The sequence below is a fragment of the Duganella sp. Root1480D1 genome, assembly GCF_001427305.1.
Lineage (GTDB): Bacteria > Pseudomonadota > Gammaproteobacteria > Burkholderiales > Burkholderiaceae_D > Rugamonas.
Window position 1 is genome coordinate 40,393 of sequence record NZ_LMFZ01000012.1, and the last position, 26,733, is coordinate 67,125.

The window sequence follows — 26,733 nt, forward strand, 5'->3', positions numbered from 1 at the left end:
CCACAATGCACAGCGCGCTGTCGATAGCGCTGATGTTGTCAGCTTGCTGCATCGCCAGCACGGGTTTCGCCTACGACTCCGAGAATGGTGTTCCATTGACGGTAGGCGTACAGCTGGGCGAGACCAGGATCAAGGCCGTTCAGATCAGCTTGAACGGCCGCGAAGTGGAACTGGCGGTCTCTTTGAGCAATTGGACGAAGCGTCCGCAATATGCAGGCTTCTACGCTACGACGCCCCTATTCGGTTACCTGGGCGAAGGCGAAGAGTATGCGGATAAGACCTTCCACGACCTGAAGGCGTTCCAGGACGGTGATGCGCTGCGCGTAACGAATACTCAACGCGCCTACTTCCTTGGGCAGGACATCACTCCTATCCTGCGCAAGGCCGGCATTGGCCCGATCTATTCGAACGAGATCCATTGGAAAAAGCTCGAGAAGCTGCCGACGCTGGAGAACATCCGCATCGACAACTGGCAAAGCCAGGTGTCCTTCGGTTGGAGTGCAAGGATTGCTCCCAAATCGACCGCGGTTGAAACAGTCACCTATTCGTCATTGCCGCAGTTCGGAATTGAATCACTCGATTCCGAAGGCTTCTCGCAACTGGTGCAGCAACATTGTGGACAACCCGAGGCGTTGAAAGAGTTAGTTCATGCTGCTGCACCGGAGGAAACGGGCGTGCTGGCGGAGGTCTTTCAATTTCCGCTGCCCTTCCTGAATCTGGAAGAAGCGCGCGTAACAATCGAAAAGCCAAAAAGCCGATGGATGCATTCGCGCCCGATCGCTGCGGTGGCATGCGGGTACGAAGGGGCTCTCGAGCTGCCATCAGAAGGTGTAATTCGGCGCACCAACAATACTATCTCTATCCTGGTGGTGTCCTTGCTGCCAAGCGCACCCGCTGACGAAACGAGCGCAATGCCGACGTTGCACTATAAGGTACGCCATCGTCATTCGCAATGCAATTTGCCGTATAAGAGTCTTGGCGCCCCACGCGGCAGGTCGCCATACGAAGCACTGCAGGTCGCCAACATCAAGCTGGCCGCATCGAAAGACAAGATACTAGCCCTCGTAACGAGCTTCTTAAGCGACGGCCAGACATCCCGGTATCACGTGCTCTCTATCGATCCGCGAACCTGCAAGGTAAGCCTTGCCGCGAAACTTGGCGATCCGGATTTGCTGGTGGAGTTGGGACAGTCCAGGCATGGCGGCTGGTGGATCACCGGCTCCATCGAGCAGACGCTCCTGACCTCGAGAGATGGGAAGAAGTGGAGCAAGGCCAGGCTGCCGGAGGGATTGTCGTCGCTGGTGAGCAGCTACGTCGTGGATAGCAAACAAATCTGGCTGGCCGGTATTCTCGATAACTCCGACGACCATCCCAACCTGCTTGTCTATTCCGGTGATGGCGGTATTACCTGGAGCAACCTGAAGAGGGATGATGCCTTGCTCTCGAAAGTTCCGGCCGGTTGGCTCGAAGGGCAGAAACGCAAGGCTGCACGATAGGCTGGCGCGGGGCCGCGCCAGCCGGCGCCGGGCATTATGCGCCGCTCGCAGCTTTCTCAAGCTTGCTACGGCTATAGACGCGACATTCGTTTTTCTTCCATCGGCCTTCGCAGACACGAATACGGCAGCGGGCGGCATCCTGCTTGCCTTGCTTGCTGCATTGGTCGAGCGCCTTCGACAAGGGCAAGCGGGCATTTGCCGAAGTATCGTACTTGGCATGTGCAACGAGGGCTGCCAGGAGCTGGACGTCATTCTCTTCTTCCGCCGATGACGGCACGGCTTCCTGTCCGGATTCCTTGGCAGGCTTTTCCTTCACAGGCTTGCGCACGGTCTTGGACACCGCAGGCTTGGCCGCGCCCGGCGTGCCGCTTTCCAGCATCTGCTTGAGAGATTCCTTCGGCTTGGCCGCGACAGCCGGCGGAGATTCGTCGATGATGGCCGCCACTTCCGATGTTGGCGCGGTCAAAGCCGCGAGTGGATTGTCAGGCGTTTGTGCGGGTGGCGCCTCTACTGCACTGACGGCAGTTGGTGCGGCGGCAGGTGCAGCGACTGGAGCTGGAGCTGGTGCCGGCGCCCGCGCCGCGACCAGTGCTTCTGCAGCAGGTTCGCTGTCGCCGAAGGACATGAACGCCAAGGCGATGGCGACAACCAGCACACTCGCGCCGCCGGCAATCCACAGGTGTTTGCGGCGCGGCGCCTCAGCAGCCGGCGGTTCGAACGCCGCCGGGGCTGCTGGTTGATTCTCTAGAGCATTTTGTTGCTCAGCCGAAAGCAGGCTTGGACGGCCTGCCGGTTTCCGGGTTTCGTTGCTTGATGACAATGGATTACTCCTGGCAAAGGTTATCATTAATATACTTTATCCATGGAAAAAGGTGCGCACTCTAGGGCAGAGCGCCTTTAATTGGGGTGCGCACGATTGAAATCCAGGCAAAAGCGGATTATCAGAACTTCAAGATATACTTTCCCGCAAATAACTTATTGCTAAGGCGACACACGCCCGCGATGTTATCAAATTGGTAATTTAGATTCCAGAGGTCAATTGTGGTGTTCGTTGCCGTCGTGCTGTATTTCCTGCTGGCTTGCGCGCTGAGCTGGATGGTCCTGTTCCCTGCCGGGCGGGCCTATGTCTCGCGCCGCCTGGAGCTGGTGGGCAGCCGATTCCAGCGCAGCGTGCAGAATTTCGCGCGCCGCGGCGGCGCACAGGCTGGCGCACTGGGATCGGAATCGGCCATGGCCGTGCGCCAGGGCGGCAATTTCCTGCGTGAGCACAAATGGACCGCGATTGCAGCGCTGGTGATCATGCTGCTGCCGGCGGGCGTGGCGTGGATGGCAAGCAGCCGCACCATGGTTGGCGGCTTCGATGCACCGGTACGCGAAGCGAACCAGCAAGTTTCGGAGCTGCTGCAGGGCGAGCAGCTTGTGCCGCCTCCAGCCTTGCCGCCGGTGCTGTTCATGACGCCTGAGGTGGAAGTCGTGCGTCCTAACCTGGTATCGGCAAGCCGCGACTGGGCCTTGCTGGACAAGGAATATTCGCAGCGCTTGCTGCAGGCGTTCCGCATCATGAAGGAGCGCCATGGTTATGACATGGCCATCCTGGAAGGCTACCGCAGCCCCGAGCGCCAGGATGCGCTGGCGGCACAGGGCAGCAACGTGACCAATGCCAAAGCCTTCCAAAGCTGGCACCAATATGGCCTGGCCGCCGACTGCGCCTTCCTGCGCGACGGCAAGCTGGTGATTTCGGAGCGCGACCCTTGGGCCATGCGCGGTTACCAGTTGTTTGGTGAAGTGGCGGAGAGCCTGGGGCTGACCTGGGGCGGCCGCTGGAAGATGATGGATTTCGGCCACACCGAGTTGCGTGTGGACGGCGTGAGAAAGAAATAGGAGTAGGAAATGCCTGGAGCACTGATCCTTTTAGGCGATAAGACGACACATAAGGGCACCGTGGTCGAAGCATCGCAGCAGAGCGATAGCGGCGGCAAGCCGATCGCCTGCCTGGGCCACAAGGTGTCCTGCCCTGTGCATGGCGATACCACCATCACCAGTGGCGACCAGACCCTGGTCGTGGATGGCAAGCCGGTGGCGCGCCATGGCGACAAGACCAGTTGCGGCGCTACGCTGATCGCTGGACAGCAGAACACGATGGACGCAGTGTGAGGCAGGCATGCAGAATTGGATGAAACGCAGCTTGCTGGTGGTCGGGGTATTCGGACTTTGCTGGATTGGAGCGATTTGGTACTGGCGCAGCACCACGCGTATGCCCGACACGGGCGACCTGGCGCTGGCCATGCTGGTCATGCCGTTGACGCTTATCATGGGCTTTGTTCTGGCACGCAAGACCTTTGCCGGGTCGGATGCGGCGAGGGCGCAGGCGCCGGCCGGCCCGGAACTCAAGCCGGGCCAAGGCTCGCAAGGCGCAGCCGAGGCAGGCGGTTCGGCAGCCGCGCCCGATGCGGCCGCACCGTGGATGCAGTTCGCTGTTGCCGGCACCGCGCTGCGCATGGCACACGGCGATTCGCCGGCCGAACTGGCTGCCGCCTTTGCCGAAGGAGAGGCACGCCTGGACCTCGATCCTGAGCTCACGGACTTGCAAGGCTTCCCGCTTCTCGCAGGCCGCGTAGCGGACATTGCCCTCGGCCCGCTGGAAGAGTGGCTTTCCACCTTGCAGCCGGCTCCGCGCACGCCGTCCGCACAACACTTGCGCGCCATGGCGCTTGGCGGCGATATCGCGGCCAGCCTGGCTGAACGCGCCGCAGAAGGCGGCAGCGAAAGCGTGCTGCAACTGCTTCCCCTGCTGCCACAGGACTGGCCAGCTACCACGCAGGTATTGACTACACGCTGGCTGGAACATTCAGTCATCGAAGCGGGCTGGCCACAGGAACGCCTGGTGGTTCGCCAACCCGCTGCGGCAGCCCATGCATCCTCGACTTCCATGCCGCCGGCTCCTGCGACGCCGCTTGCCGCTCTGCGCGCGGTGTCGGCCCAGGCTGCGGGCGCCAACGCACCGGCATTCAACCTGCTGCTGGCCTGCGGCTCCGATATCGATGCCGACGCCATTGAACACCTGGCAGTCAACGGCAAGCTGTATGGTCCGCGCAATCCAAATGGCCGCATGCCGGCAGAAGGCGCGGCCGGCATCTTGCTGCAGTTGTCGAAAGATGCTGGCGACGAAATGCGCCTGCTGGCATTGCACGCAAAGGAAAATGCCACCTTGCGCGAACTGGCCGAGGAAGTCCTGGTCCAGGCCAATGGCGAACAACCAGCTTATGTAGCCGCCGATACCGATCACCGCGCTGCCCTGATGTCGGACCTGATGCAATGCGTCGAAGCCGCCGTCCCAGGGCTGGACGCCAACACTTCGCTGGCCTGCGTCGGCGCAGCCTGCGGCCACACCGGTGCAGTGGGCACCCTGGCCGCCATTGCGCTGGCCCACGAGCAGGCAGCGGACAGCAGCGGCTTCGCGCTCGCGCTGGCCAACAGCGACCCAACCCAACGTTACGCCTTGCTGGTCGGCCCGCTTCCGGCCCCGGCAAGTAAAGCGCCATCCCTTAGCTAACCTTGCAAGAGTAAAAAATGATGCACAGAATCCGGGAAATCCTGACCTCGCGCACCGCCTTCCTGATCTACGGCTGGCTTGCCTTCGCGGCATTCCTGCTGGTGGCGGCGGTACTGCTGGAATTGCCATACACCCTGGCCTTCGCCGTGCTGGCAGCCGCCCTGCTGCTTGGCATAATGGTCTGGTCATGGCGCCGTTATCGCGCGCGCCGTGCCGCCAACCAGTTGGGCAGCATGCTGGAACAGCAGGCTGTTACCACGCCAGCCAAGGCCGATCCGGCGCCGCGCCACGAAACGGAAGCCCTGCGCAAGCGCATGCTCGATGCGATCCAGACCATCAAGACCTCCAAGCTCGGCCTGCGCTCCGGCAGTGCCGCGCTGTACGAGCTGCCCTGGTACATGATCATTGGTAACCCGGCTGCCGGCAAGAGCACGGCGATTGCCAACTCCGGCCTGCAATTCCCGCTGGCCGGCAGCCGCATCGTGCAGGGCGTGGGCGGCACCCGTAACTGCGACTGGTTCTTCACCACCGACGGCATCCTGCTCGATACCGCCGGCCGCTACGCGGTCAACGATGAAGACCGCGCCGAGTGGTTCGGCTTCCTTGGCCTGCTCAAGAAATACCGCAAGAAAGCACCGATCAACGGCATCATCATCGCCGTCAGCATCGCCGAACTGACCGGCAAGCGTCCTGAATTTGCGATCGAACTGGCCAAGAACCTGCGCCAGCGCGTGCAGGAACTGACCGAAAAACTGGAAGTGCATGCGCCGGTCTACATCGTCTTCACCAAGGCCGACCTGATCAACGGCTTCACCGACTTCTTCCACGATGCCGAAATCGGTGAGCGCGACCGCGTCTGGGGCGCCACCCTGCCCTACCACAAGAACCAGCCGAACGAAGACCTGCTGCGCCAGTTCGACGCACGCTTCGACGAGTTGTACGAAGGCCTGAAGGAAATGAGCCTGGCCAATATGGCCTTGCAATGGCGCGAGCGCCTGCCTTCCGGCGTCTTCACTTTCCCGCTGGAGTTCAACTCGGTCAAGGCGCCGCTGCGCACCTTCATTGCTACCCTGTTCGAAGAAAATCCATTCCAGTTCAAGCCTGTGTTCCGCGGCTTCTACTTCACCAGCGCGCTGCAGGAAGGCGAAGGCGTTTCCGCCACCTCGCACCGCGTGGCGCAGCGTTTCGACCTGAGCCTGCAACGCGAAGAGCACCACGGCAGCGAACAGCAGCATGGCTACTTCCTGCTCAAATTGTTCCGCAACGTGATCTTTGCGGACAAGAACCTGGTGGCGCAGTACGCCAGCCCGGCCAAGGTGCGCATGCGTTACGCGGCCTTCTTCGGCGCGGTCGCGTTGAGCGGCCTGCTGCTGGGCGGCTGGAGCTGGTCTTACATGGGCAACCGCACCCTGGTGGCCAATGTGCAGGCCGACCTGGATAAGGCAGTCAAGCTGCAGAAACAGCGCCCTGACCTGGCGGCACGCCTGGAAGCGCTGGAAATCCTGCAAGACCGTATCGAACAACTGGACCGCTTCCGCGACAACCGTCCGCTATCCGTCAGCCTGGGCCTTTACCAGGGTGCGTACCTGGAACGCAAGCTGCGCGAGGAATACTTTGCCGGCGTGCGCGAGGTGATGCTGAAGCCTGTCGGCCAATCGCTGGAAACCTTCCTCGGCGAAGTCAACGCCAATGCGGAGCGGCTGCAGCCGCTGGTGCGCAACGCCGCAGCAACCCCGGCCGCCGCAGCGGCAGGGGCGGCATCCGCGCAAGCCGCAACGCCGGCGCCGGCCGTCGCACAAACCGGGCCGCAGCAGTTCAAGGACGCTTCGCCGGAAAATGTGGAAGACGCCTACAACGCGCTGAAAACCTACCTGATGCTGGGCGATAAATCGCGCGCCGAAGCCAGCCACCTGAACGACCAGCTGACCCGCTTCTGGCGCGTATGGCTGGAATCGAACCGCGGCGCCATGCCGCGCGAGCAGATGATCCGCAGCGCGGAACGCCTGATCGCCTTCTACCTGTCCGAGATCAACGATCCGTCCTGGCCGAGCGTTGAAAACCGCCTGACCCTGGTCGATCAGTCGCGCAACACCCTGCGCGGCGTAGTACGCGGCATGCCGGCGCGCGAGCGTGTGTACGCCGACGTCAAGGCCCGTGCAGCGACCCGCTTCCCGTCCATGACCGTAGCGCGCATCGTGGGCGACCAGGACCGCGAACTGGTCCTGGGCAGCTACTCGATTTCCGGCGCCTACACCCGCGCGGCATGGGAAGGTTATGTGCGCGACGCCTTCAAGGAAGCAGCCAACCACGAACTGCAAAGCGCCGACTGGGTGCTGAAAACCGCAGCCAAGGACGACCTGACGCTGGAAGGCAGCCCGGAGCAGATCCAGAAAGCCCTGGTCGACCTGTACAAGAACGACTATGCCAAGGAATGGCAGAAGTTCCTGCAAGGCGTGGCAATCAAGGACCTGAACGGCTTTGAAGCAGCAGCGACGGCGATGAACCGCCTGGGCGATCCGCAAACCTCGCCGCTTTCCAAGTTGATTAACACCGTGTACCAGGAAACCTCGTGGGACAACCCTTCCCTGCTGGATAGCGGCATGCAGCGCGCCAAGCGCGGCATCGGCGACTGGTTCCGCGAAACCATCCTGCGCCAGAAGCCTTCGCAAGTGAACATCAACCTGCCGGCAAATCCGCAAGGCCAGCCAGGCGCACCGCTGCCGCTGGGCCCTGTCGGCAAGGAATTCTCCGGCGTGGCGCAACTGGTGGTGGTCAAGGACAACAACGCTTCGCTGATGCGTGGCTATATGGACAACCTGGGCAAGCTGCGCGCCCGCTTCAACCAGATTCGCAACCAGGGCGACCCCGGCCCCGGCGCCAAGCAGCTCATGCAGCAGACGCTTGATGGCAGCGGTTCCGAACTGGCCGACGCTTTGAAATACGTCGACGAGCAAATGCTGGTCAGCATGAATGATCCGCAAAAACAGGCTATCCGCCCGTTGCTGGTGCGTCCGCTGATGCAGACCTTCGCTGTGATCGTGCAGCCGACCGAAGCCGAAATCAACAAGGTATGGACGGCGCAAGTGCTGGAGCCGTTCCGCCGCGACCTGCAAACCAAGTACCCGTTTGCGACCGAATCGAAGCTGGAAGCAAGCAATGCCGAAATCGGCCAGGTGTTCGGTCCTGACGGCGCCGTGGCGAAGTTCTTCAACACCACCGTCGGCCCGCTGGTGGTGCGACGCGGCGACTCGCTGAGCGCCAAGACCTGGGCCAATATGGGCATTACCCTGTCGCCTGCCGTCGCTACCGCCTTCCCGGGCTGGATCGCTCCGCTCAGCGCGAACGGCGTCGCCAACCAGGCCGCCAGCAGCGAAGAAGCGCAAACCCGCTTCGAACTGCAAACCGTGGCCGTGACCGGCGTCAGCGAATACACCATCGAAATCGATGGCCAGTCGGTACGCTGGAAAGGCCAGCAGCAGCCGTGGGTGGCGATGGTATGGCCTAACCCGCAAGGCGTTCCTGGTTCGCGCATTACCGCTTTCACGCCGGATGGCAGGAAAGTGACTGTCCTGGAAGAGAATGGTCACTTCGGCCTGAAAAAGATGATCGATGCGGCGCAGCGCAAGCGCCGTCCGGACGGCAGCTTTGAGTTGAACTGGACCAGTGGCGGCGTGACCGTGGCGGCCAACCTGCGCCTGCTGCCTTCCGCACCTGCGCCGGTGGCAGCACCGGCACAGGCCAGCCAGGGCTTCCGCAAGCTGCGCCTGCCTGACACCGTGGTCGGCGGCCCGGCGCCAGCAGGCGCCGCCGGCGAACCAGCGATTGCAGCGGCGGGAGGTGCGCAATGAGTCGCGCTGCCGCTATCGGTTACTTCGGCAAGATTCCGAGCCGCGCTGACTTTGTAAAAGGCGGCAGCGATCCGAAAGTCCTGCAGATGATGGATGACTGGATGGCCCGCTCGATGGACATGCTGAGCACCGACGCGCGCTGGAAGCTGACCTACGACGCGGTGCAGCCGCTGCACTTCGCCCTGTTCGGGCCGCGCCGCCGCGCCGCGATCGCTGGCCATATTGCGGCCAGCAGCGACCAATCGAGCCGCCGCTTCCCTTTCCTGATGGCCGGCAGCATCGACGTCGACGAACCGTCGGCCTTTGCCGCCAACAGCCCGCTGGTGCTGACGCGCCTGTGGAACCGCCTGGAAAACCTGAGCGGCGGCGTCTTGTCTGCCGAAGATGCGGCCGCGCCGCTGCAGGCCCTGAACGGCAACACCGTGGAACTGGATACCCGTGCCAGCGCCTACGATGCGGCGTTTGCCGACTTCCTTGAGCTGCAAACTGTCGGTGGCCTGGACGCCATGCTGGCGCAGGCCGGCTTTACCGGCAGCGTGCGCCAGGTGCTACTGGCGCTGGGCATCCTGCTGCAGCCGGTGATGGCCAGCAGCTCGAGCCGCCTGGAAAAGAGCCTGGTGCTGCCGCTGCCGACCGACCCGATGTACCGCTACCTGGTGGCGGCGTTCTGGATGCACGTGGTCACGCCATTCCTGGCACGCGCCGACTTCGAGCTGTCGCTGTTCGTCACGCGCCTGGAAGCCAAGCCGGTGCTGGTGCTTGGCTTCAGCGGCGCTTCGCCGCAAACCCTGCTGGGCATCATGGACCCGCAAGTCGGCGAAGGCCACCACATCGCCTTCGACGACGTCGATTGGGTCGAGGACCAGGTCAATGAAGATTATGCGATACAAAAGGTATCGGCCTACCTCGCCAATCCCGGACTTTCCCTGAAATCTGCGCACGACTCGCTGCGTACTTCCTTTATTGGAAACTGATATGCGTTACCTTCCCCTCCTCCTGCTGTGCGCCGCCTTTGCGGTGCAGGCGCAAGTACCCGGCCAGGTTGTCGCCAGCGGCACCGTGGCCGATGAAGCCAGCAAGACCGCCCTGCTGGCCAAGCTGCGCGAAGTCTACGGCGCCGACAAGGTGCTGGACCAGATCACCATCGGCCAGGTCACCACGCCGGCCAACTGGAGCGATTACGTGCAGAAGCTGATCACGCCGGACCTGAAACAGGTCAGCAAAGGCCAGCTCAAGATCGACGGCACCACGGTCAGCGTGCGCGGCGAAGTCGCCAATGAAGCGCAGCGCCAGCGCATTGCCAGCGATTTTGCCACCCGCCTGAACCCTACCTACACTGTCACCAACGGCCTGCGCGTGTCGGCGGCCGACCAGGGTGTGCTGGACCGCACGCTGGCCAACCGCATCGTCGAATTCGAAAGCGGCCAGGCCGTGCTGACGCCAACCGGCAAGGTCATCCTCGACGAAATGGGTGCCGCCATGCTGAAATTGAAGGGCCAGAAGGTGGAAATCATCGGCCATACCGACAATGTCGGCCTGCGCACCAGCAACCAGAACCTGTCGCAGGCGCGCGCCGAAGCGGTGCGCAACTACTTGGCCGGCAAGGGCATTCCGGCCGAAACCCTGGTCGCATCCGGCTCCGGCCCGGATCGTCCGATCGCCAGCAACGACACGGTGGAAGGCCGCGCGCGCAACCGCCGGATTGAATTCCGCATGGCGCAGTAACCGAGGAGATATCCATGTTTAACGCAGAAACCTTGCTGGCGCCGATTTCGCCGGCACAACCGGCCGGTGACGACCTGTCTTTCTCCAGCGACTTCGACGCCATCGCCCAGGCGCGGCGTTTTGACGATCCTTCGCTGGAACAGGGCGAGTGGGTCACCGAGCTGAAAGAGGCCGACTGGGCTTTCGTGGTCAAGCGCTGCAGCGCCCTGCTGGGCGAAAAGAGCAAAGACTTACGCGTGGCGGTCTGGCTGGCGGAAGCCGCTGCCAAGCAGCACCGCATGCAAGGCCTGGGCGAATCCTTCCGCCTGCTGGCGGGCCTGATCCGCGAATTCTGGAACAACGGCCTGTACCCCGAGCCGGATGGCGACGATATGGAACAGCGCGTCGGCAACCTGGCCTGGATCCTGGGCCGCACCCCTGCCCTGCTGCGCGAAATGCCGCTGACCGAGGGCCAGGGCACGGCCTTTTCCGCCATCGATTTCGACATGGCGCGCAAGCAGGCCAGCCTGCCGGAACACGCGCGCAATTCCGATTGGCCAAAGCTGGCCGAGATGGAAACCGCCCGTTCGCGCAATTCGCCGCGCTTCCGCGAACAGTTCGCGACCGATGCGCGCTATTGCATGGATGCCCTGAAAGAGCTGGAACAGGTGTCCGATGAATTCCTGGGCAATGACAGCCCCGGTTTCGCAGCGGCACGCGACGCCGTGCAGGCGATGATCGACGCGATGCCATCGCATGCCGGCTTGCCGGCGACGGTCAGCACGCCGCTTGGAGCGGCACCGGCGGGTGAGCAGATCATCATTGCACAGGCGGTGGCCGGCGTTGTGCAACAAGCCAGCGGCCCGGTTACTTCGCGCGCCCAGGCCATCACGCAATTGCGTGAGATCGCCAGCTTCTTCCGGCGTACCGAGCCGCACAGCCCTGTCTCCTACTTCGCAGACAAGGCTGCCGACGCTGGTGAACAGGACCTGCACACCTGGCTGCGCAGCGTCGTGAAGGACTCCAATTCGCTGCAGCATATCGAGGAGATGCTTGGCATCCCCCCGTCCAACTGATCAGACTACGCTGTAGCTGAAATTCCCCTGCTGGTCGGCCGCTACTTCGATGCGGCCGATCGCACTTCCCTCCGCCATCTTCGCCAGCACCGCTTCCGCAATTTCAGGCAGCAGCGTGCCGTTCAGGATATTGTCCACGTTACGGGCGCCCGAATCCACTTCGGTGCAACGTGCCAGCACGGCTTCCACCAGCGTATCGTCGTAATGGAAGGTCGCCTTGTGGTTGGCAGCCACGCGCTGGCCGATGCGGTCCAGCTTCAGGGTGATGATGCTGGCCAGGACGTCGTCGCCCAGCGGATAGTACGGCACCACTTTCAGGCGGCCCAGGAAGGCTGGCTTGAAGGCTTTCACCAGTTGCGGGCGGATCGCCGCTTCCAGCTCTTCCGGCGACGGCATTTCTTCCGCTTCCTTGTTCAGGCAAGCCTGCATCATGGTGGCCGAACCGACGTTGGAGGTCAGGATGATGATGGTGTTGCGGAAGTCGATCTCGCGGCCTTCCGCGTCATCCATCACGCCCTTGTCGAACACCTGGAAGAAGAGTTCCAGCACGTCCGGGTGGGCCTTTTCCACTTCATCGAGCAGCACCACGCTGTACGGGTTGCGGCGCACGGCCTCGGTCAGCACGCCGCCTTCGCCATAGCCGACGTAGCCCGGAGGCGAACCTTTCAGGCCGGAGACGCTATGCGCCTCCTGGTATTCGCTCATATTGATGGTGACCATCTTGCGCTCGCCGCCATACAGCGCATCGGCCAGGGCCAGGGCGGTTTCGGTCTTGCCGATGCCCGATGGCCCAACGAACAGGAACACACCCTTCGGTTTGTTCGGATCGTCCAGGTTGGCGCGCGCAGTACGCACGCGCTGCGCCACCGCTTCGATGGCGTGCGGCTGGCCGATCACGCGTTCCTCCAGCGCCGGGCGCAGCTTCAGCACGGCCTGGATTTCGTCCTTCACCATCTTGCCAAGCGGGATGCCGGTCCAGCCGGCGACGATCTCCGCCACCACGTTGCCGTCCACCTGCACCGGCACCATTGGCGCCTCGCCTTGCAGAGCGCGCAATTCCCTCAGCATGGCCTGGATGTCGTGCGCCTGGCTGGTTGCCCCACCCTGTTCGGCCGCTGCCGCTTCGACGCTGGCACGGGCCTCGCCGATCTGCGCCGCCAGTGCCTTTTCCTGCTCCCAGCGCGCTTGCAGCGCAGCCAGTTCGTCCCGCGCCACGGTGCGGCTGTCGGCCAGCTCTTTCAGGCGCTCCTCATGCGCACCGCCGCCGGCCAGTTCGCGCTCCAGCGCGCCCGTTTCCGCGGCCATGCGCTCCAGGCGGCGCTGCAGCGACTCGATCAATGCCGGGGTCGCGCTCTGGCCCAGTGCCACTTTGGCGCAGGCGGTATCCAGCACGCTGATCGCCTTGTCCGGCAGCTGGCGGCCCATGATGTAGCGATGCGACAGGCGCACAGCTTCGGTGATCGCCTCGTCGAAGATGCGGACGTTGAAATGCTGCTCCATCAGCGGCGCCATGCCGCGCAGCATTGCGCAAGCCAGTTCTTCGCTTGGCTCTTCCACCTTGATTACCTGGAAGCGGCGTGCCAGTGCCGCATCCTTCTCGAAGTACTTCTTGTACTCGCCCCAGGTGGTTGCTGCGATGGTGCGCAGTTCGCCGCGCGCCAGCGCCGGCTTGAGCAGGTTGGCCGCATCGTTCTGGCCAGCCTGGCCGCCGGCGCCGATCATGGTGTGCGCCTCGTCGATGAACAGGATGATCGGGGTCGGGCTCTTGCGCACTTCGTCGATCACGTTCTTCAGGCGGTTCTCGAACTCGCCTTTCACGCTGGCGCCGGCCTGCAGCAGGCCCATATCCAGGGTGTGGATGGCCACGCCTTTCAGCACGTCCGGCACGTCGCCCTGCGCGATGCGCAAGGCCAGACCTTCCACCACGGCAGTCTTGCCGACCCCGGCTTCGCCGGTCAGGATCGGATTGTTCTGGCGGCGGCGCATCAGGATGTCGATGGCCTGGCGGATTTCCGCGTCGCGGCCAATCACCGGGTCCACCTTGCCGGCGCGTGCGCGCTCGGTCAGATTGGTGGTGAACTGGTCCAGCGCTGGGGTCTTGCCGGCCGGTTGCTGCATTTCGCCAACCGGGTCGCCGCCCAGGGCGCTATCGCCGCCCGTACCTGCAGCGCGGGTCGCCGCTGCCGCCTCGGCCTCTTCCGAGTTGGCGGTCAGCTTGTCCAGGTGGTGCTTGATATCATCCGCTTCGAAGCGATGGAACAGGGCCGAGCTGCGGTAGGCAAGTTGCGACAGTTCCGGATCGGTCAGCATGGCCTGCAGCAGGTGCCCGCTGCGGATGAAGACCTGCTGGCCGGCCTGCAGGTCGAGCGAGGCGATCAGCCAGGCGTGTTCAAACAGTTTCGGCAGGCGTGCCGAGAACACCGGGGTGCGCGCGTTGCCGCTGCGGAAGCGCGAAATTTCAGCCTGCAGGTCGGATTGCAGACGGCTGGTGTCGACTTCGAAATGGCGCGCCAGCGCCACCATATCGCTGCGCGGATTCTCCAGCAATGCCAGCAGAAGGTGCTCCTGGTCTACTTCGTACTGGCCAAGGCCAACGCAAATGCTGGCCGCGCGGGTAGCCGCATTGCGGCAAGTGTCATTCAGTTTCCCGATCAGGGTTTTCAGGTTGATGCTCATCGAGCGGTCCTCACATTGTTAATCCATGGATGAAGTAGCGGACATCGGTGCGGTCTTCGCTTGCACCCTCGTCCGGTATAAAACTGTCCCAGCCCAGCCGCGCGCCGGCGCCCAGCGACGCCCCGGAAACGTCCGCCGCGCGCAGCACCAGGCAGATTTCGTATTCCAGCGTGACGCCGGTGAACATCGACAGCAGCTTTTCCAGCGCGCGCGCCGCAGTACCTCCGGGAAGGAAGGCATCGAAATCGCTACGCCGCAGCGGCCCGATGGTCAGGCGCATGCGCAAGTCGCGCTGCCAGACGCGCGAGCCGATCATGGCGGTGGCCCCCAATTGGGCCTGCTCGCCGCCCAGCACGGTCTGTTGCAGCGCCGGCACCGTGCACCAGCAGCCCACAAACTGCGTTGCCGTGATATCGACGCGGAAGTACTCGCCCAGCACGCGCGCCATGGTGGACGCCGAGGCCGGGCGCTGGCGCAGCGCAGTGGCGAAGTAGGCCAGCGACTCGTCGCGCACCTCGCCCGATGCCATCGCATCGCGGCTGGCCAGCCTTTGCGTCAGGCCTTTGTTGCCAAGCCCGCCCAGCGCCAGCAGCAATGGCAGGAAGCGGTCCTGTCCATCGACCTGGTATTTGAGTTCCAGCCGGTACTTGCGCCACGCCTCGTAAAACAGCGACAGCGAACGGGTCGAAAACGCGTCGAGAAAGGCCCGCGGGCCCTCGTCTTTTGCGTACAACTGGTGCGCCGCAATGGATTCCGTATAGTGAGCCGGCAAAGCGCCAGCGCTGCCCAGGAAGCCCATGAAATTGGGCGTCATGCGCAGGTAGCGAAGCTGCTTGGATTGCAGGGCATCGGTCAGCGCCGAGGCGGTAGGCAGGATCTCGCGCGGCTCGGGGTGCAGCGTCTCCAGCTGGCTGGCCGGGAAGCGCAGCGTCACCGAGTTCTGGAAGCGCAAGAAGTTGGTAATCGCCCCCTCATGCGCGACGCCATTCCGGCGCAGCCATAGCTCCACCATCCGCACCGCCTGGAAGAACTGGAAGCGGAACGGCTCGGCGAACAGGCGCTCGATTACAGCAGGCTCAAATCGCCGCTTCGCGGTGTGCATCGCAGCAGCTCCTCCCCAGTCCTCTCGGCCACGACGACCAGTTGCGTAAAGCTGTTGGCATGCACGTACAGTCCCAGGAATCGTTCGATCACCTGGGCGAAGGCGTGGATGCCGCTGCCGACGAAAGCTTCTTCGTCGATTGTCAGCCGCACTTCCATGCCGCGCACCACGCAGGCAAACGGATTTCCCGCCAGCCAGGCGTTGGCCGGCTTGTATTCCACCGCCTGCAGACCGCGGATCTGGCGCTGCGTTGCGGCAGAGCGCGGCAAGTCATAAAGTCCCAGCATTTCCTGGAATGCTTCCAGGCCGCCGCCCGACAGCGACAGGTGGTTCAGCGACAGGTGCGACACCAGGCGCCAGTGCGCGCCATGCCCACGATCGAAGCGCTGGGAAGGCGTCGGCTTGCGCAGGAAATTGATGCTGCGCACGCTGGAGCCGCCTTCCAGGAACAGGTCGCCGCCGCGCAGGCCGTAGGCCAGCGATGCCGGCAAGTCGCGGTTGGTGCAGCTCAGTTGCAGGCTCAGGGTGTCGGTTTCCACCGCTGCCGGGTCGAAATCGATATCGACGATGGTGATCTCGGTTTCATAACCTGGGCTCTTGTGCGCCATCTGTTCGTCGCGCCGCATCACCCAGTAATGGCCATGCTTTTCCGGCGTCTCGCCGTGGCGCAGCGAATAGAACGGACGGAATTCGACGATCGACTCGCCCTGCGGCGTCTGGCGCACCATGCGCACCGCATCGATCGCGTACACCTCGTAGGCATAAGCGCGGCGGGCATCGGCCAGCACCGGATAGCTGGCGGCAGTATGCGAGATGCGAATCGGCTCGCCGCGCTGGCGGAACAGGTTCACTACCGGCGTGCAGCCCAGCAGCAGGTTATTGGTCGACAGTGTCGACAGCATGCGCGCCACATGCGAATCCGGACGGATGCCGCTCATCGCGATATGCAGGGTCAGGCGCTTGGTGCCGATCGGCAGCAGCGCGCACAAGGCAGCCAGGTCGATATCGAAGAAATTGAACTTCTCGGGGAAGCAGAAATATTCGGTCAGCAGGCGGTAAGCCTGGTGCGAACGCGCCGAAAAATCGATCAGGGCATCTTCCTCGTCAAAGCCGGCGGCAGCGACAGGAATGCGCGCCAGCGGAATCCAGCGGCCGTTGCCGTCGCACTCGACCCAGGCCTTGGCGCTGCGCATGAACAGCGCGTCGCGCAGGGCGGCGCAGAATGAAGGCTCGCCGTCGATGAACACGCGCAGGCTGGAAACATCCATCGCCGGCAAGCCCACCTGCTCGGACAAGGAATCGATCGTGACCGCCAGGCCGGCGCCGGCGCCGGGTGGCAGTTGCACAGCTTCCGGCGATGCCAGTGCGGCGCTGAACGAGGCCCGGCTCAGCGCCAACGGCGCCACCGTCACTGGATAGGAGGTACGGAAAGTGCACGCGACACCGTTGACCGGCCGCGTGGTGAGCACCGTGCCGCGCGCAATCTCGCTGGCCGCCGTCAACTGGGCGGCGGTAGCGGCGTAGTCCATGCGTGCGATCGAGCAGGATGGAAACGGACGCAGGTAGTGCGGATACAGCACTTCAAACAGTGCTTCGGTAAATTCGGGGTAATCGTCGTCCAGCCGCTTCGACACGCGCGAATTCAGCAGCGCGAAGGACTGGATCATGCGTTCGATATGCGGGTCTTCGCATACCTCGCCGCCAATCAGCAGGCGGCCGGCAATCTTGGGGTAACGCTCGGCGAATTCGCGCGCATAGCGCCGCAGGAATCCGAGTTCGCGCTCGTAATACGGCAGTAACTCTTCCAAATCAAGCTCCCGGCAGCGCGCGGCGTGCCTTGCTAATCGTGTATTGCAGGCTGGATGGTGTCAGGACCGCGTCGAAGTTGACCGGTTCCTGTGCTGCATGCAGCACCAGCAACGCCGTAATGGCGAAATTCAGGCGGTCGATGCCGCCCTCTTGCATTTCAAGTGAAGCGCGTACATTGCGCAGGCGAGGCTCGTGCCGTGCGATGGCACGTTCCAGGCCCTGGCAAATGGCAGCGCGGTCGTCCGGGCTCGCCAGCGACATGCCGGCGAAATCGTTCAGCCCATAGCTGACGATGGAGCGACCGCACTCCGGAAAGCGTTTGAGCAGATGCTCAGGGATGACGGTGCGGGTATTCAGCAATGCTTCCAGGTCGCGCGCGACGGAGTCCTTCATCTCGTCGAGCGACATCCGGTAGACGGCCGCACTGCCGGAGCCGTCGCCAGGCTGGAGCAACCGGTCCATCAGCCCCGGTGCGAATCCCCTTACCGTCATTCAGTCCCCGCTTAAGCTACTTTGTTGGACGACAGGTCCCAGCCGCCCGAGGTGTTGCCACCGGAGCCGCCGCCAACTTTCTGCTGGGTGTACTTCCACTTCACTTTCGAGTACTTCAGCGAAACGTCTTCGGCCAGGATGTCGCCTGGCTTGACTTCTGGAGCCACGCTGGAGATCAGCACGTTTTCCAGTTCGATTTCGAAGTATTTGACGCGGTCGCCCTGGCCGTCAGCACGCATGAATTCGATTTTTGCTTTTGGCAGGGTTTTGCCCGAGGAGCAATTCTGCAGCAGCAGTGGCGAAGCCAGGTCGGCCAGCTTGGAAACAACGATATCGCGGTGCTCGGTGCGTTCCGCGGTGTGGCCGCCGCCAGTAGATGCGGTGGCCGACTTTGGCTGCAGGACTTCCCACTGGACGGATTTGACTTCGATCCAATCCTTGTGGGCGGTATCGGTGGACTCGCCTTTGATACCGTCGATTTGCAGGTAAACGTCGATTGCCATGGTATTCCTTTCTGTGTTTGAAAATAAAAATTAAGACTTGGTCGATTGCGGCAGCTCCGCGACCAAACGGAGTGAGACGGACAGCTCGTCGAGCTGGAAGTGGGGACGCAGGAAGGACACAGCGCGATACACGCCTGGACGGCCAGGCACTTCAGACACTTGCACGTTAGCTTCACGCAGTGGGAACTGCGCTTTTTGCTCCTGGCTGGCGTTGTCGTCCAACAGCACGTACTGGGTCAGCCAGCGGTTCAGGTAATCCTCGACGTTGGCGGCAGCCGCAAAGCTGCCGATCTTGTCGCGCATCATGGCCTTCATGTAGTGGGCGATGCGAGATACGGCGAAGATGTACTGAAGCTGGGCCGACAGCACGGCGTTGGCGTTAGCAGCGTCGGTGTTGTACTTGCGCGCTTTCTGCGCGGACTGCGCGCCGAAGAAGGCCGCGTAGTCGGTATTCTTGCAATGCACCAGCGAGATGAAGCCAAGGTCGCTCAGCTCTTTCTCGCGGCGGTCGGTAATGGCGATTTCGGTCGGGCATTTCAGCGCGACTTCGCCTTCGTCGGTCTTGAAGGTGTGGGTCGGCAGGTCTTCCACCAGGCCGCCGCCTTCCACGCCGCGGATGGCGGCACACCAGCCGAAGTCCTCGAAGGCACGGGTCAGGCGCACGCCGAAGGCGTAGGCTGCGTTACACCACAGGTATTTCTCGTGGTCGGTGCCGTCCACGTCTTCCACGTAGTTGAAGCCTTCCACGGTGGCGCCATCGGCCGGGTTGAACGGCAGGCGGCCCAGGAAGCGCGGCAGGGTCAGGCCGACGTAGCGCGAATCCTCGGACTCGCGGAACGACTTCCACTTGGCGTATTCCACGGTATCGAAGACTTTCGACAGGTCGCGCGGCTTGCCCAGGTCGGCGTAGGTCTCCAGGCCGAACAGCTCTGGCGAGGCGGAGCTGATGAAAGGCGCGTGGGCGGCTGCCGCCACGTGCGACATCTGTTCGATGAAGTACATGTCTTCCGGCTGGCGAGTGATCTCGAAATCGCCCAGCAAGGCGCCGAACGGCGCGCCGCCGAAGGTGCCGAATTCTTCTTCGTAGACCTTCTTGAACATCGAGCTCTGGTCGAATTCCAGGGCGCCCTGGAAGTCCTTGACCAGTTCCTTCTTGGTCGCATTCAGCATCTTGATCTTCAGGCCGGTGCTGGTAGCGGTGTTCTTGACCAGGTAATGCAGGCCGGTCCAGCTGCTTTCCAGCTTCTGGAATTCCGGCGCATGCATGATGACCGACAGTTGCGAGGAGATCAGGCGGTCCAGTTCGGCCACGCGGGCGTCGATGGTGGCGGCCAGGTTATCCGACACCACCACGGTGCCGGCCATGACTTGCTGCGCCAGTTCGGCGATGATGTCTTTGGCACGGGCGTGCTCGGTGGTCGATTTGGCGACCTTGCTTTGCTCGACGATCTGGTCGAGCAGGTTAACTTCCGCGGTGGCCAGTGCACCGCCGGCGTTCAGTTGGGCCGACATCTCATTCTCCTTTTTCGGACTTCTGGCCCAGTTCGGCCAGTTTCTCGGTGCTGCGCAGCACGTCGTTCAGCAAATCTTCCAGCTTGTCGTTACCAGCCAGCTTGTTGCGCAGGTCGGCCAGCTTGTTGCGCGCTTCCAGCAGTTGGCGCAGCGGTTCCACCTGTTCCACCACCGCTTCAGGACGGAAGTCCGAAATGGCCTTGAATTTCAGGTCGACGCCGAACTGGCCTTCGCCGCCCAGCTCATTCGGCACGCGGAAGGCCGCGCGCGGTTCCACGCCCTTCATCACTTCGTCGAAGTTGTCGCGGTCGATGTTGACGAAGCTGCGATCCTTCAGGCGCTTCTTCTCCACCTCGGAATTGCCGCCGAAATCGCCGACAACCCCCATCACAAAGGGCAGTTCCTTGTTTTCGATTGCGTCGCCGATTTCCACGTCATAGGTCATCTGGACCCGTGGCGGACGGATTTTCTGCAGGCGCTTCTGGACGCTTTCGTTCTTGGACATGGCTTCTCCTTCTTTGGACTTGGTGGTTATTTCAGTGCGCCGAATGGATCGGCGCTAGGGGTGGATGCAGGTGGTTTGGCGCCCTGTACCCGGTTGCGGACAGCATTGGCAGCCGCATTGGCGGTGGAATTGCTGTTGGAGCGAACTGGCGGTTTTTTATCGGCGGTCGGCACCAGCACAGTTTCGCCCAGGCTCTCGCGCAGCAGCTTGGCCAGGTCTTGGGATTCGGTACGGATGGAACCGGACAGGTTGTTCTGGCGGCTCAAGTCACCCAGGGCACGAGTCGACAGGCGCAGGCCGGAAATGGCGATGATGCTGTTGGCTAGCTGGTCGGACGGATCGCGTACCAGGATCTCCTGGGCGCTGATGATCGCCTCGCCATATTGCCCTGCGTCATAACGGGACTGGGCGATGTTCACCCATGGCGATTTGTCGGCAGGGTAGGCAGTGGCGGTTTCCTTCCACAGGGTGATGGCCTGCTCTTGTTTACCGGCCACCTTGGCTTCGGTTGCCCGGGCCAGCATGTCTTCCAGCTTCGGTTTTACCGGAGCGGCGACCTTGGGTTCCACAGTCTGGCAAGCAGACAGGGAAGCAGCGATTGCTGCGATGCACAAAATACGGGAGATAACAGTGATTTTCTTCATAACTAACCTCATCGAACGGACAAATAGCTTTTTTACAATAGTTGCGTCCGACGAACGTTAGCAGAAAAAAAATATTACCCCCGCACAATTGAATCTCACCAATATTCACACCCCCGCGCACGATTGAGCCTTTTAATACAGGCTTTCCAAGGAAGTGTTATTGTTCTGGCACTTACCAGAAAACAATTATCAGAAGGATCATAGATGGCCAGCAAGGTGTTATGGGGGGAAGGTTTGTTTCTGCGCCCCCAGCATTTCCAGCAGCAGGACCGCTATCACGAGCACCGTTTGCATCGCAGCGTAAAAGCCGTGCACCCGTATGCGTGGGGCGTTGATCGCATGTCGATCGACATGGAAGCCCTGGCGCATAACACATTGCGCCTGCTCGAACTGTCTTTGGTATTGCCGGATGGTGAATTGATCGAAGCGCCGGGTCACGACAACCTGCCGGAAGCGATCGACCTGGGCCAGCTGGCACAATCGCAGCACAGCGTGACGTGGTATGCCGCCCTGCCCGTGTTCAAACACTTCGGTGGAAATTTTGCGGCAGCCGGCCAATCGTCGAACGGAGCCCGCTTCTCGCAAGCCAATGCCGAAACGCCCGACCTGTACACCCAGGCTGCGCAAGCCGAACTGGCCTACCTGAAAAAGTCGCTGCGCCTGGTATCGGACGCCGAACCGCGCGAAGGCTATGTGTGCCTGCCACTGCTGCGCCTGCGCCGCCTGTCCACTGGCGGCTTCGAACTCGATCCGGGCTTTGTACCGCCAAGCCTGACCATCCGCACGGCCCAGCCCTTGTTCCTGCAATTGCGCCGCCTGCTCGATGCGCTGCAGGCCAAGGTCAATGCGCTGTACGGGCACCATCGCGAGCCAAGCCGCAACGTGATCGAATTCCGCAGCGGCGACATGTCCACGTTCTGGCTGCTGCATACTGCCAGCACCGCTTTCGCCTCGCTGTCGCACTACTACCATAACCCCGAGCTGCATCCGGAACGCTTGTACGAACAACTGCTGTCGCTGGCCGGCGCGCTGATGACGTATTCGCGCAGTTGGTCGCTATCCGACCTGCCGCCATACCGCCACGACGATCCGGGTCCGGCATTTACACAACTTTACATGATCGTGCGCGAATTGCTGGATACGGTGATTTCCTCGCGCTACTTCGCCATCGCCCTGTCGCAGCCAAAGCCGGCCCACCACCGCGGCATGCTCGATTCCGGCAAGATCAGCGAAGACACCACTTTCTACCTGGCTGTCGGCGCCGAAATGCCGGCCGTGGAACTGGTGGAGGTAGTGCCGCTGCGCTTCAAGGTCGGCGCGCCGGACGACGTCGAAAAGCTGGTGCTGTCGGCCATGCCGGGCGTGCGCCTGGCGCACGCGCCGCAAGTGCCGGCGGCAGTGCCGGTGCGTCCGGACACCTGCTACTTCACGCTGGACTCCAAAGGCCCGCTGTACGAGCGCATGCTGCAGGCCCAGTCCATCGAAATCTATGCCCCCGCCGGCATGCGCGAATTGCGTCTTGAATTGATTGCTGTGAACTCCTGAACCAGAGCAGAACATGAACACCATCGCCCCACCTTCACTTATTGCCGAACCAATTGCCGCACCGGCCGCCAACGGCTCCCTGCTGGACATGATGTACGACGGCTTCTACGCCCTGTTCATGCTGAAGAACGGCAGCGCCCCCCAGGACCACACCGAATTCCAGTCGCGCATGACGCGCTTCCTCGACGACTTCGGCCGCAACGCACGCAAGAAGAACGCCTCCGCCGACGATATCGACGCCGCCAAATACGCCTTCTGCGCAGCGGTCGACGAGATCATCCTGCGCTCCCACTTCTCGATCCGCGATGCCTGGGAAATGAGGCCACTGCAACTGACCCTGTTCGGCGACCAGCTCGCCGGTGAAAACTTCTTCAACCGCCTGGACGCACTGCGCACCCGCAGCAGCGAGCACGTGGAAGCGCTGGAAGTGTTCCATATGTGCCTGCTGCTTGGCTTCCAGGGCCGCTATATCCTGGAAGGCTCGGAAAAACTGGGCTACCTGACCAGCCGCCTGGGCGACGAAATCGCCCACATGAAGGGCCGCCGCCCAGGCTTCGCGCCGCACGCCGAACGTCCCGACCAGGTGATGCACAAGCTGCGCAGCGACCTGCCGCTGTGGGTGCTGTGCTCCGTGTTCGCACTGATTTCCGCACTGGCCTATATCGGCCTGCGCACTTCGCTGTCCAGCCATACGGCGCAGCAAGTGAGCGCCTATAACGACGTGGTGCGCATGGCGCCGCGCCAGGCCCACGTCACCATCACCCTGCCGTGATGCGGTCGCTGTTTGGAACAGGCCTGGCCCAGCACGGCCGCCTGTTGACGCTCTCCAGCGCCCAGGAATCCGGCTTGCCGGAAAGCCTGATGGCGGAACGCTTTGTCGGCCGCGAAGGCGTGAATGAACTGTTCTGCTTCGACGTCGACGCGCTCAGCACATCCACCAGCCTGGACCTCGGCCAGTTCATCGGCGAAGAACTCACCATCCGCCTGTTGCAGCCGGATGGCAGCCGCCGTTCGTGGCACGGCTTGTGCACCCAAGCGAGCTGGCTTGGCGCCGACGGCGGCGTGGCGCGCTACCGCATGCGCCTGGAACCGGCGCTGGCCCTGCTGCGCCTGCGGCGCGACAACTTCATCTTCCAGGACAAGTCGGTGCGCGACATCGTGCAGGACCTGCTGGCCGATTACACGCAAATACGGCTCGATTTCGACACCACGCAGGAGCTGGCCCCGCGCGCCACCACCACGCAATACCGCGAAAGCGACTTCGAGTTCCTGTGCCGCATCCTCGCCTCCGAAGGCTTGAACTGGCGCTTCGAACACGACCAGGACGAACAGGCTACGCAAGACGGCCAGTCGCGCCACCGCGTGGTGGTGTTCGACAGCCAGGCCGCGCGTCCGGCCGTGCAAGCCCTGCGCTTCCACGGCGTGCGCGCCACGGAACGCGACGACTCGATCGACCAGTTTGCCGCGCGCCGCGCCATCGCGCCGAACGCCATCAGCATCGCAAGCTGGGACCCGGCCCAGGTTTCGGCACCAGCCGCCGAACAAACCAGCAACCTCGATGCCGGCGAACTGCCATCGATGTCGATTTACGACGGCAGCGAAGAGCGCAGCTATACCGCCAGCGGCGAGGCGGACGGCCATAGCCTGCTGATGCTGCAGGCCGCCGAACTGGCCAACAAACAATTCACCGGCGAAGGCTCGGCACGCCGCCTGGCCGCCGGCAGCAACTTCGCGCTGACCGGACATGACCGCTTCGACGGCGACGAGTTCACCACGCTGTGGGTGGAACACGAAGCCCGCAACAACTTCACGCCATCGCTGAAAGCCGGACCCGGCGTCGCTCCTGGCACTTACCGCAACCGCTTCGCCTGCGTGCGCTCCGCCGTTCCGCTGGTGCCGCCTGCCACCGCCCTGCGCGTGCCAGGCGCCGCACTCGGTGCGCAAACGGCCCTGGTGGTCGGCCTGCCTGGCGCAGCCAACACCACGCAGCGCGGCCAGCAGATCCGCATCCAGTTCCCATGGCAGCGCGGCCCCGGCGCCAATCCGGGCGGCGCCAACCACAATACGGACACGGAAGGCAATGCCCCGGGCGACGACAGCTCCGGCACCTGGGTACGCGTCTCCGAAGCATTGGCCGGGCCGAATTTCGGCAGCCAGTTCACCCCGCGCATCGGCACCGAAGTGCTGGTCGACTTCATCGAAGGCGATATCGACCGCCCTATCGTGGTGGCCCAGCTCTACACCGGCAGCGACCGTCCGCCCTTCTCGGCCGGCGTTGACTCCAGCGCCAACCACGCCGGCGTCATTTCCGGCATCCACAGCCACGCCCTCGACGGCAGCGGCTACAACCAATGGGTACTGGACGACACCAGCCAACAACTGCGCATGCGCCTTGCCAGCAGCACGGCCGCCAGCCAGTTGAACCTCGGGCACATCGTGCACCAGGCGCCCGATTCCGCAACCCGCGGCGCGCACCGCGGCACCGGCTTCGAGCTGCGCACCGACGCCTGGGCCGTACTGCGTTCGGGCGAAGGCCTGCTGCTGACCACCAGCGGCCGCGCAGCGCAAGGCAGCGGCATCAGCTCGACCCAGCTCGAAGTTGACGACGCGCTGGAACGCCTGCGCGCCAGCCAGAAGCTGGCCGACAGCCTGGCCAAGCCGGCCGCCCAGCAGCACGCCTTGTACAGCGCCGAAGCAATCAAGGCGCAGCAGGACATGCTCAAGCAGCTCGATCCGAAACAAGACGGCAAATACGCCGGTGCGGTCAACGGCCACACCGCCCAGCGCGCCCAAGACGGCACACGCGACCTCCATTCCGACAAGCCGGTGGAACGCTTCGCCAGCGCCGTCGCGGTGATCGACAGCGTGGACAGCATCAACCTCGCCACGCCCGCCTCCACCCTGCTGTTCGCGGGCGAGCAACTGCATTGGACCAGCGGCTCCGACCTGCACCTGACGGCCGGCCAGACCTATTCCAGCGTGGCAGGCAACGCCACAACCCTTTTCACCCGCGAAGGCGGCATCAAGGCCATCGCGGGCAATGGCGACGTCTCGCTGCAAGCCAATACCGGCGAACTGGAAATCCTGGCGGACAAGGAAGTTGTGGTCCTCTCTGTCAACGACGGCATTGAAATCAAGGCTAGCAAGAAGATCGTGCTGCATGCTGGCCAATCTTCCATCGTCCTTGAGGGCGGCAACATCACTTTCGCCTGTCCTGGCAACTTCACCGTCAAATCGGCCAAGCATGACTTCCAGGGCGCGGCCAGCGCCGGTGCGACGCAGTCCCCACTGCCAGATGGTTTGGTAACACTTCCGGCGGCGTTCAAGTCAGAAGCTGGCCCGCACAGCCTGCGCTTTGCATTTGCTGGTGCAGACGACATGGCCAACAGGATGGGGCTAGTCGGCAAACCATATCGCATTGAAGATGCCAAAGGATCGATCTTAGCGCAAGGCACAGTCGGCGAGGATGGCCGATTGCCGCGCCAGGACTTTTCTGGTCAACACGACCTGCGCCTCGAACTCGGCACCGATGAATGGCGTCCGTTCACAGTTCCAAATGAGGATGACACGTCATTGAGTCTCGGCCCCATTCAGCCAGAGGATACTGCTGAAGACCCATATTACGATCGTCTAAGCCACGGCTCCGACTCGTTGCATCTTCCAAGCGCACTCTTGGCGAAGTTGATTGAAGATCCACAAGGAGAGGAATAGTTTCAATGATTTTGAAGAAATTTAGCCCAGCATTTCTCGCGCTTTCACTGGCTATGGCGCTCGCTATGCCCGCGTCAGTACTCGCAAAGGCTGCGTCTCAAATCATCCCGTCAACAAAGCAAGGCATTCAAAAGTTCCCGCAGTTTGGCGGCAATCTCATTTTGATCGCGGGCAGCTACCAGGACGTCACCACCTATAACCGCAGCCTTACCTTTTACTTCACCGACAAGGATGGCGGCACTTGGAATCACGTTCCAATCTATGACGTTGAAGTTGGCAATACGCTGACATGGACCAGTATTTCGGCGGGGGAAACTACGACTGCTGATGCGATTCTCGTCATCAATAGCGATGCAGCCTACCTCGTCATAGCCGAGCGTCCCGCCAAAGGCCAGATCAATGCAACGTGGTTCAAGTTGATCGAGGCAGACGGCAACACAAACGACGGGCCTGCACACCAATTCGTCAAGATTGGCATGCACAACCATGCCCGCTCCAAGAGCATTGAAGACGTCTTGAAGGCCGAATCGATTCTGAAACCAAATAAGTAATAGAAC

At 62.6% G+C, this 26,733-nt stretch carries 21 protein-coding genes; 12 read left to right on the forward strand and 9 right to left on the reverse strand.

What is annotated here, in order from left to right; genetic code table 11:
* Nucleotides 1–5: 5 nt before the first annotated feature.
* Nucleotides 6–1,496 (forward strand): hypothetical protein, encoded by a 1,491-nt coding sequence (locus tag ASD58_RS12645; RefSeq protein WP_057261528.1) that lies wholly within the window; start codon nt 6–8, stop codon nt 1,494–1,496.
* Nucleotides 1,497–1,530: 34 nt separating this feature from the next.
* On the opposite strand, the gene ASD58_RS12650 is transcribed toward ASD58_RS12645, so the two are convergent.
* Nucleotides 1,531–2,316 (reverse strand): hypothetical protein, encoded by a 786-nt coding sequence (locus ASD58_RS12650; RefSeq protein ID WP_057261529.1) that lies wholly within the window; start codon nt 2,314–2,316, stop codon nt 1,531–1,533.
* Between the two features lie 221 nt (nt 2,317–2,537).
* Here ASD58_RS12650 and ASD58_RS12655 point away from each other — a divergent pair, with 221 nt between their 5' ends.
* From ASD58_RS12655 to tssA, 7 genes are read left to right on the forward strand one after another with little or no spacing between them, the layout of a single operon-like run.
* Entirely contained in the window at nt 2,538–3,377 is an 840-nt protein-coding gene (locus ASD58_RS12655) for a M15 family metallopeptidase (RefSeq protein ID WP_057261530.1), read from the forward strand.
* A 9-nt stretch (nt 3,378–3,386) separates the two neighbouring features.
* A complete protein-coding gene (locus tag ASD58_RS12660; RefSeq protein ID WP_057261531.1) occupies nt 3,387–3,650 on the forward strand; it encodes a PAAR domain-containing protein in 264 nt (87 codons plus the stop codon).
* A 19-nt stretch (nt 3,651–3,669) separates the two neighbouring features.
* Nucleotides 3,670–5,049: a hypothetical protein gene (locus ASD58_RS12665; protein ID WP_156401261.1), complete on the forward strand. Its 1,380-nt coding sequence runs from the start codon at nt 3,670–3,672 to the stop codon at nt 5,047–5,049.
* A gap of 20 nt (nt 5,050–5,069) precedes the next feature.
* Nucleotides 5,070–8,897 carry a type VI secretion system membrane subunit TssM gene (gene tssM / locus ASD58_RS12670; RefSeq protein WP_082565433.1) on the forward strand — a complete coding sequence of 1,276 codons (3,828 nt, stop codon included), beginning with the start codon at nt 5,070–5,072 and terminating at the stop codon, nt 8,895–8,897.
* Complete coding sequence (gene tagF / locus ASD58_RS12675; protein WP_057261534.1) at nt 8,894–9,871, forward strand: type VI secretion system-associated protein TagF; 978 nt, start codon at nt 8,894–8,896, stop codon at nt 9,869–9,871. Before tssM ends, tagF begins: the two co-directional genes overlap by 4 nt.
* 1 nt (nt 9,872) lies before the next feature.
* Nucleotides 9,873–10,622: an OmpA family protein gene (locus ASD58_RS12680; protein ID WP_057261535.1), complete on the forward strand. Its 750-nt coding sequence runs from the start codon at nt 9,873–9,875 to the stop codon at nt 10,620–10,622.
* Between the two features lie 14 nt (nt 10,623–10,636).
* A complete protein-coding gene (gene tssA / locus ASD58_RS12685) occupies nt 10,637–11,677 on the forward strand; it encodes a type VI secretion system protein TssA (protein ID WP_057261536.1) in 1,041 nt (346 codons plus the stop codon).
* Here tssA and tssH read toward each other — a convergent pair whose 3' ends face one another.
* Genes tssH through ASD58_RS32195 form a run of 8 tightly spaced genes read right to left on the reverse strand, consistent with a single transcriptional unit; the run spans nt 11,678 to nt 20,920 of the window.
* Nucleotides 11,678–14,353: a type VI secretion system ATPase TssH gene (gene tssH, locus ASD58_RS12690; RefSeq protein ID WP_057261537.1), complete on the reverse strand. Its 2,676-nt coding sequence runs from the start codon at nt 14,351–14,353 to the stop codon at nt 11,678–11,680.
* Between the two features lie 10 nt (nt 14,354–14,363).
* Nucleotides 14,364–15,455 carry a type VI secretion system baseplate subunit TssG gene (gene tssG, locus ASD58_RS12695; protein WP_057261538.1) on the reverse strand — a complete coding sequence of 364 codons (1,092 nt, stop codon included), beginning with the start codon at nt 15,453–15,455 and terminating at the stop codon, nt 14,364–14,366.
* Nucleotides 15,419–17,263 carry a type VI secretion system baseplate subunit TssF gene (gene tssF / locus ASD58_RS12700; protein ID WP_057261539.1) on the reverse strand — a complete coding sequence of 615 codons (1,845 nt, stop codon included), beginning with the start codon at nt 17,261–17,263 and terminating at the stop codon, nt 15,419–15,421. The genes tssG and tssF overlap by 37 nt, the downstream gene beginning before the upstream one ends.
* 1 nt (nt 17,264) lies before the next feature.
* A complete protein-coding gene (gene tssE / locus ASD58_RS12705; protein ID WP_057261540.1) occupies nt 17,265–17,756 on the reverse strand; it encodes a type VI secretion system baseplate subunit TssE in 492 nt (163 codons plus the stop codon).
* Between the two features lie 11 nt (nt 17,757–17,767).
* The gene (locus tag ASD58_RS12710; protein ID WP_057261541.1) at nt 17,768–18,259 is read right to left on the reverse strand and encodes a type VI secretion system tube protein Hcp; all 492 of its coding nucleotides are present in this window, start codon (nt 18,257–18,259) and stop codon (nt 17,768–17,770) included.
* Nucleotides 18,260–18,289: 30 nt separating this feature from the next.
* Complete coding sequence (gene tssC, locus ASD58_RS12715; protein WP_057261542.1) at nt 18,290–19,771, reverse strand: type VI secretion system contractile sheath large subunit; 1,482 nt, start codon at nt 19,769–19,771, stop codon at nt 18,290–18,292.
* Between the two features lies 1 nt (nt 19,772).
* Nucleotides 19,773–20,276 carry a type VI secretion system contractile sheath small subunit gene (gene tssB, locus ASD58_RS12720; RefSeq protein WP_057261543.1) on the reverse strand — a complete coding sequence of 168 codons (504 nt, stop codon included), beginning with the start codon at nt 20,274–20,276 and terminating at the stop codon, nt 19,773–19,775.
* Nucleotides 20,277–20,302: 26 nt separating this feature from the next.
* Nucleotides 20,303–20,920 (reverse strand): M48 family metallopeptidase, encoded by a 618-nt coding sequence (locus ASD58_RS32195; protein ID WP_229209971.1) that lies wholly within the window; start codon nt 20,918–20,920, stop codon nt 20,303–20,305.
* 204 nt (nt 20,921–21,124) lie between these two features.
* Between ASD58_RS32195 and tssK the strand changes: the two genes are divergently transcribed.
* From tssK to ASD58_RS12745, 4 genes are read left to right on the forward strand one after another with little or no spacing between them, the layout of a single operon-like run.
* Nucleotides 21,125–22,465: a type VI secretion system baseplate subunit TssK gene (tssK, locus tag ASD58_RS12730; protein WP_057261545.1), complete on the forward strand. Its 1,341-nt coding sequence runs from the start codon at nt 21,125–21,127 to the stop codon at nt 22,463–22,465.
* Between the two features lie 13 nt (nt 22,466–22,478).
* A complete protein-coding gene (gene icmH / locus ASD58_RS12735; protein ID WP_057261546.1) occupies nt 22,479–23,237 on the forward strand; it encodes a type IVB secretion system protein IcmH/DotU in 759 nt (252 codons plus the stop codon).
* Nucleotides 23,237–26,176, forward strand: coding sequence for a type VI secretion system Vgr family protein (locus ASD58_RS12740; protein ID WP_057261547.1), 2,940 nt, complete (start codon nt 23,237–23,239; stop codon nt 26,174–26,176). Before icmH ends, ASD58_RS12740 begins: the two co-directional genes overlap by 1 nt.
* 5 nt (nt 26,177–26,181) lie before the next feature.
* Nucleotides 26,182–26,727 (forward strand): hypothetical protein, encoded by a 546-nt coding sequence (locus ASD58_RS12745; RefSeq protein ID WP_057261548.1) that lies wholly within the window; start codon nt 26,182–26,184, stop codon nt 26,725–26,727.
* Nucleotides 26,728–26,733: the final 6 nt, after the last annotated feature.

What these genes read in the sequence shown, in the direction of transcription:
- tssB (WP_057261543.1), bottom strand. Translation starts at nt 20,276, where the DNA reads ATGTCCAAGAACGAAAGCGTCCAGAAGCGCCTGCAGAAAATCCGTCCG.
- tssE (WP_057261540.1), bottom strand. Translation starts at nt 17,756, where the DNA reads ATGACGGTAAGGGGATTCGCACCGGGGCTGATGGACCGGTTGCTCCAG.
- ASD58_RS12710 (WP_057261541.1), bottom strand. Translation starts at nt 18,259, where the DNA reads ATGGCAATCGACGTTTACCTGCAAATCGACGGTATCAAAGGCGAGTCC.
- tssA (WP_057261536.1), top strand. Translation starts at nt 10,637, where the DNA reads ATGTTTAACGCAGAAACCTTGCTGGCGCCGATTTCGCCGGCACAACCG.
- ASD58_RS12645 (WP_057261528.1), top strand. Translation starts at nt 6, where the DNA reads ATGCACAGCGCGCTGTCGATAGCGCTGATGTTGTCAGCTTGCTGCATC.
- ASD58_RS12680 (WP_057261535.1), top strand. Translation starts at nt 9,873, where the DNA reads ATGCGTTACCTTCCCCTCCTCCTGCTGTGCGCCGCCTTTGCGGTGCAG.
- icmH (WP_057261546.1), top strand. Translation starts at nt 22,479, where the DNA reads ATGAACACCATCGCCCCACCTTCACTTATTGCCGAACCAATTGCCGCA.
- ASD58_RS12660 (WP_057261531.1), top strand. Translation starts at nt 3,387, where the DNA reads ATGCCTGGAGCACTGATCCTTTTAGGCGATAAGACGACACATAAGGGC.
- tssH (WP_057261537.1), bottom strand. Translation starts at nt 14,353, where the DNA reads ATGAGCATCAACCTGAAAACCCTGATCGGGAAACTGAATGACACTTGC.
- tssK (WP_057261545.1), top strand. Translation starts at nt 21,125, where the DNA reads ATGGCCAGCAAGGTGTTATGGGGGGAAGGTTTGTTTCTGCGCCCCCAG.
- ASD58_RS12665 (WP_156401261.1), top strand. Translation starts at nt 3,670, where the DNA reads ATGAAACGCAGCTTGCTGGTGGTCGGGGTATTCGGACTTTGCTGGATT.
- tagF (WP_057261534.1), top strand. Translation starts at nt 8,894, where the DNA reads ATGAGTCGCGCTGCCGCTATCGGTTACTTCGGCAAGATTCCGAGCCGC.
- tssC (WP_057261542.1), bottom strand. Translation starts at nt 19,771, where the DNA reads ATGTCGGCCCAACTGAACGCCGGCGGTGCACTGGCCACCGCGGAAGTT.
- ASD58_RS12745 (WP_057261548.1), top strand. Translation starts at nt 26,182, where the DNA reads ATGATTTTGAAGAAATTTAGCCCAGCATTTCTCGCGCTTTCACTGGCT.
- ASD58_RS32195 (WP_229209971.1), bottom strand. Translation starts at nt 20,920, where the DNA reads ATGAAGAAAATCACTGTTATCTCCCGTATTTTGTGCATCGCAGCAATC.
- tssM (WP_082565433.1), top strand. Translation starts at nt 5,070, where the DNA reads ATGCACAGAATCCGGGAAATCCTGACCTCGCGCACCGCCTTCCTGATC.
- tssG (WP_057261538.1), bottom strand. Translation starts at nt 15,455, where the DNA reads ATGCACACCGCGAAGCGGCGATTTGAGCCTGCTGTAATCGAGCGCCTG.
- ASD58_RS12740 (WP_057261547.1), top strand. Translation starts at nt 23,237, where the DNA reads ATGCGGTCGCTGTTTGGAACAGGCCTGGCCCAGCACGGCCGCCTGTTG.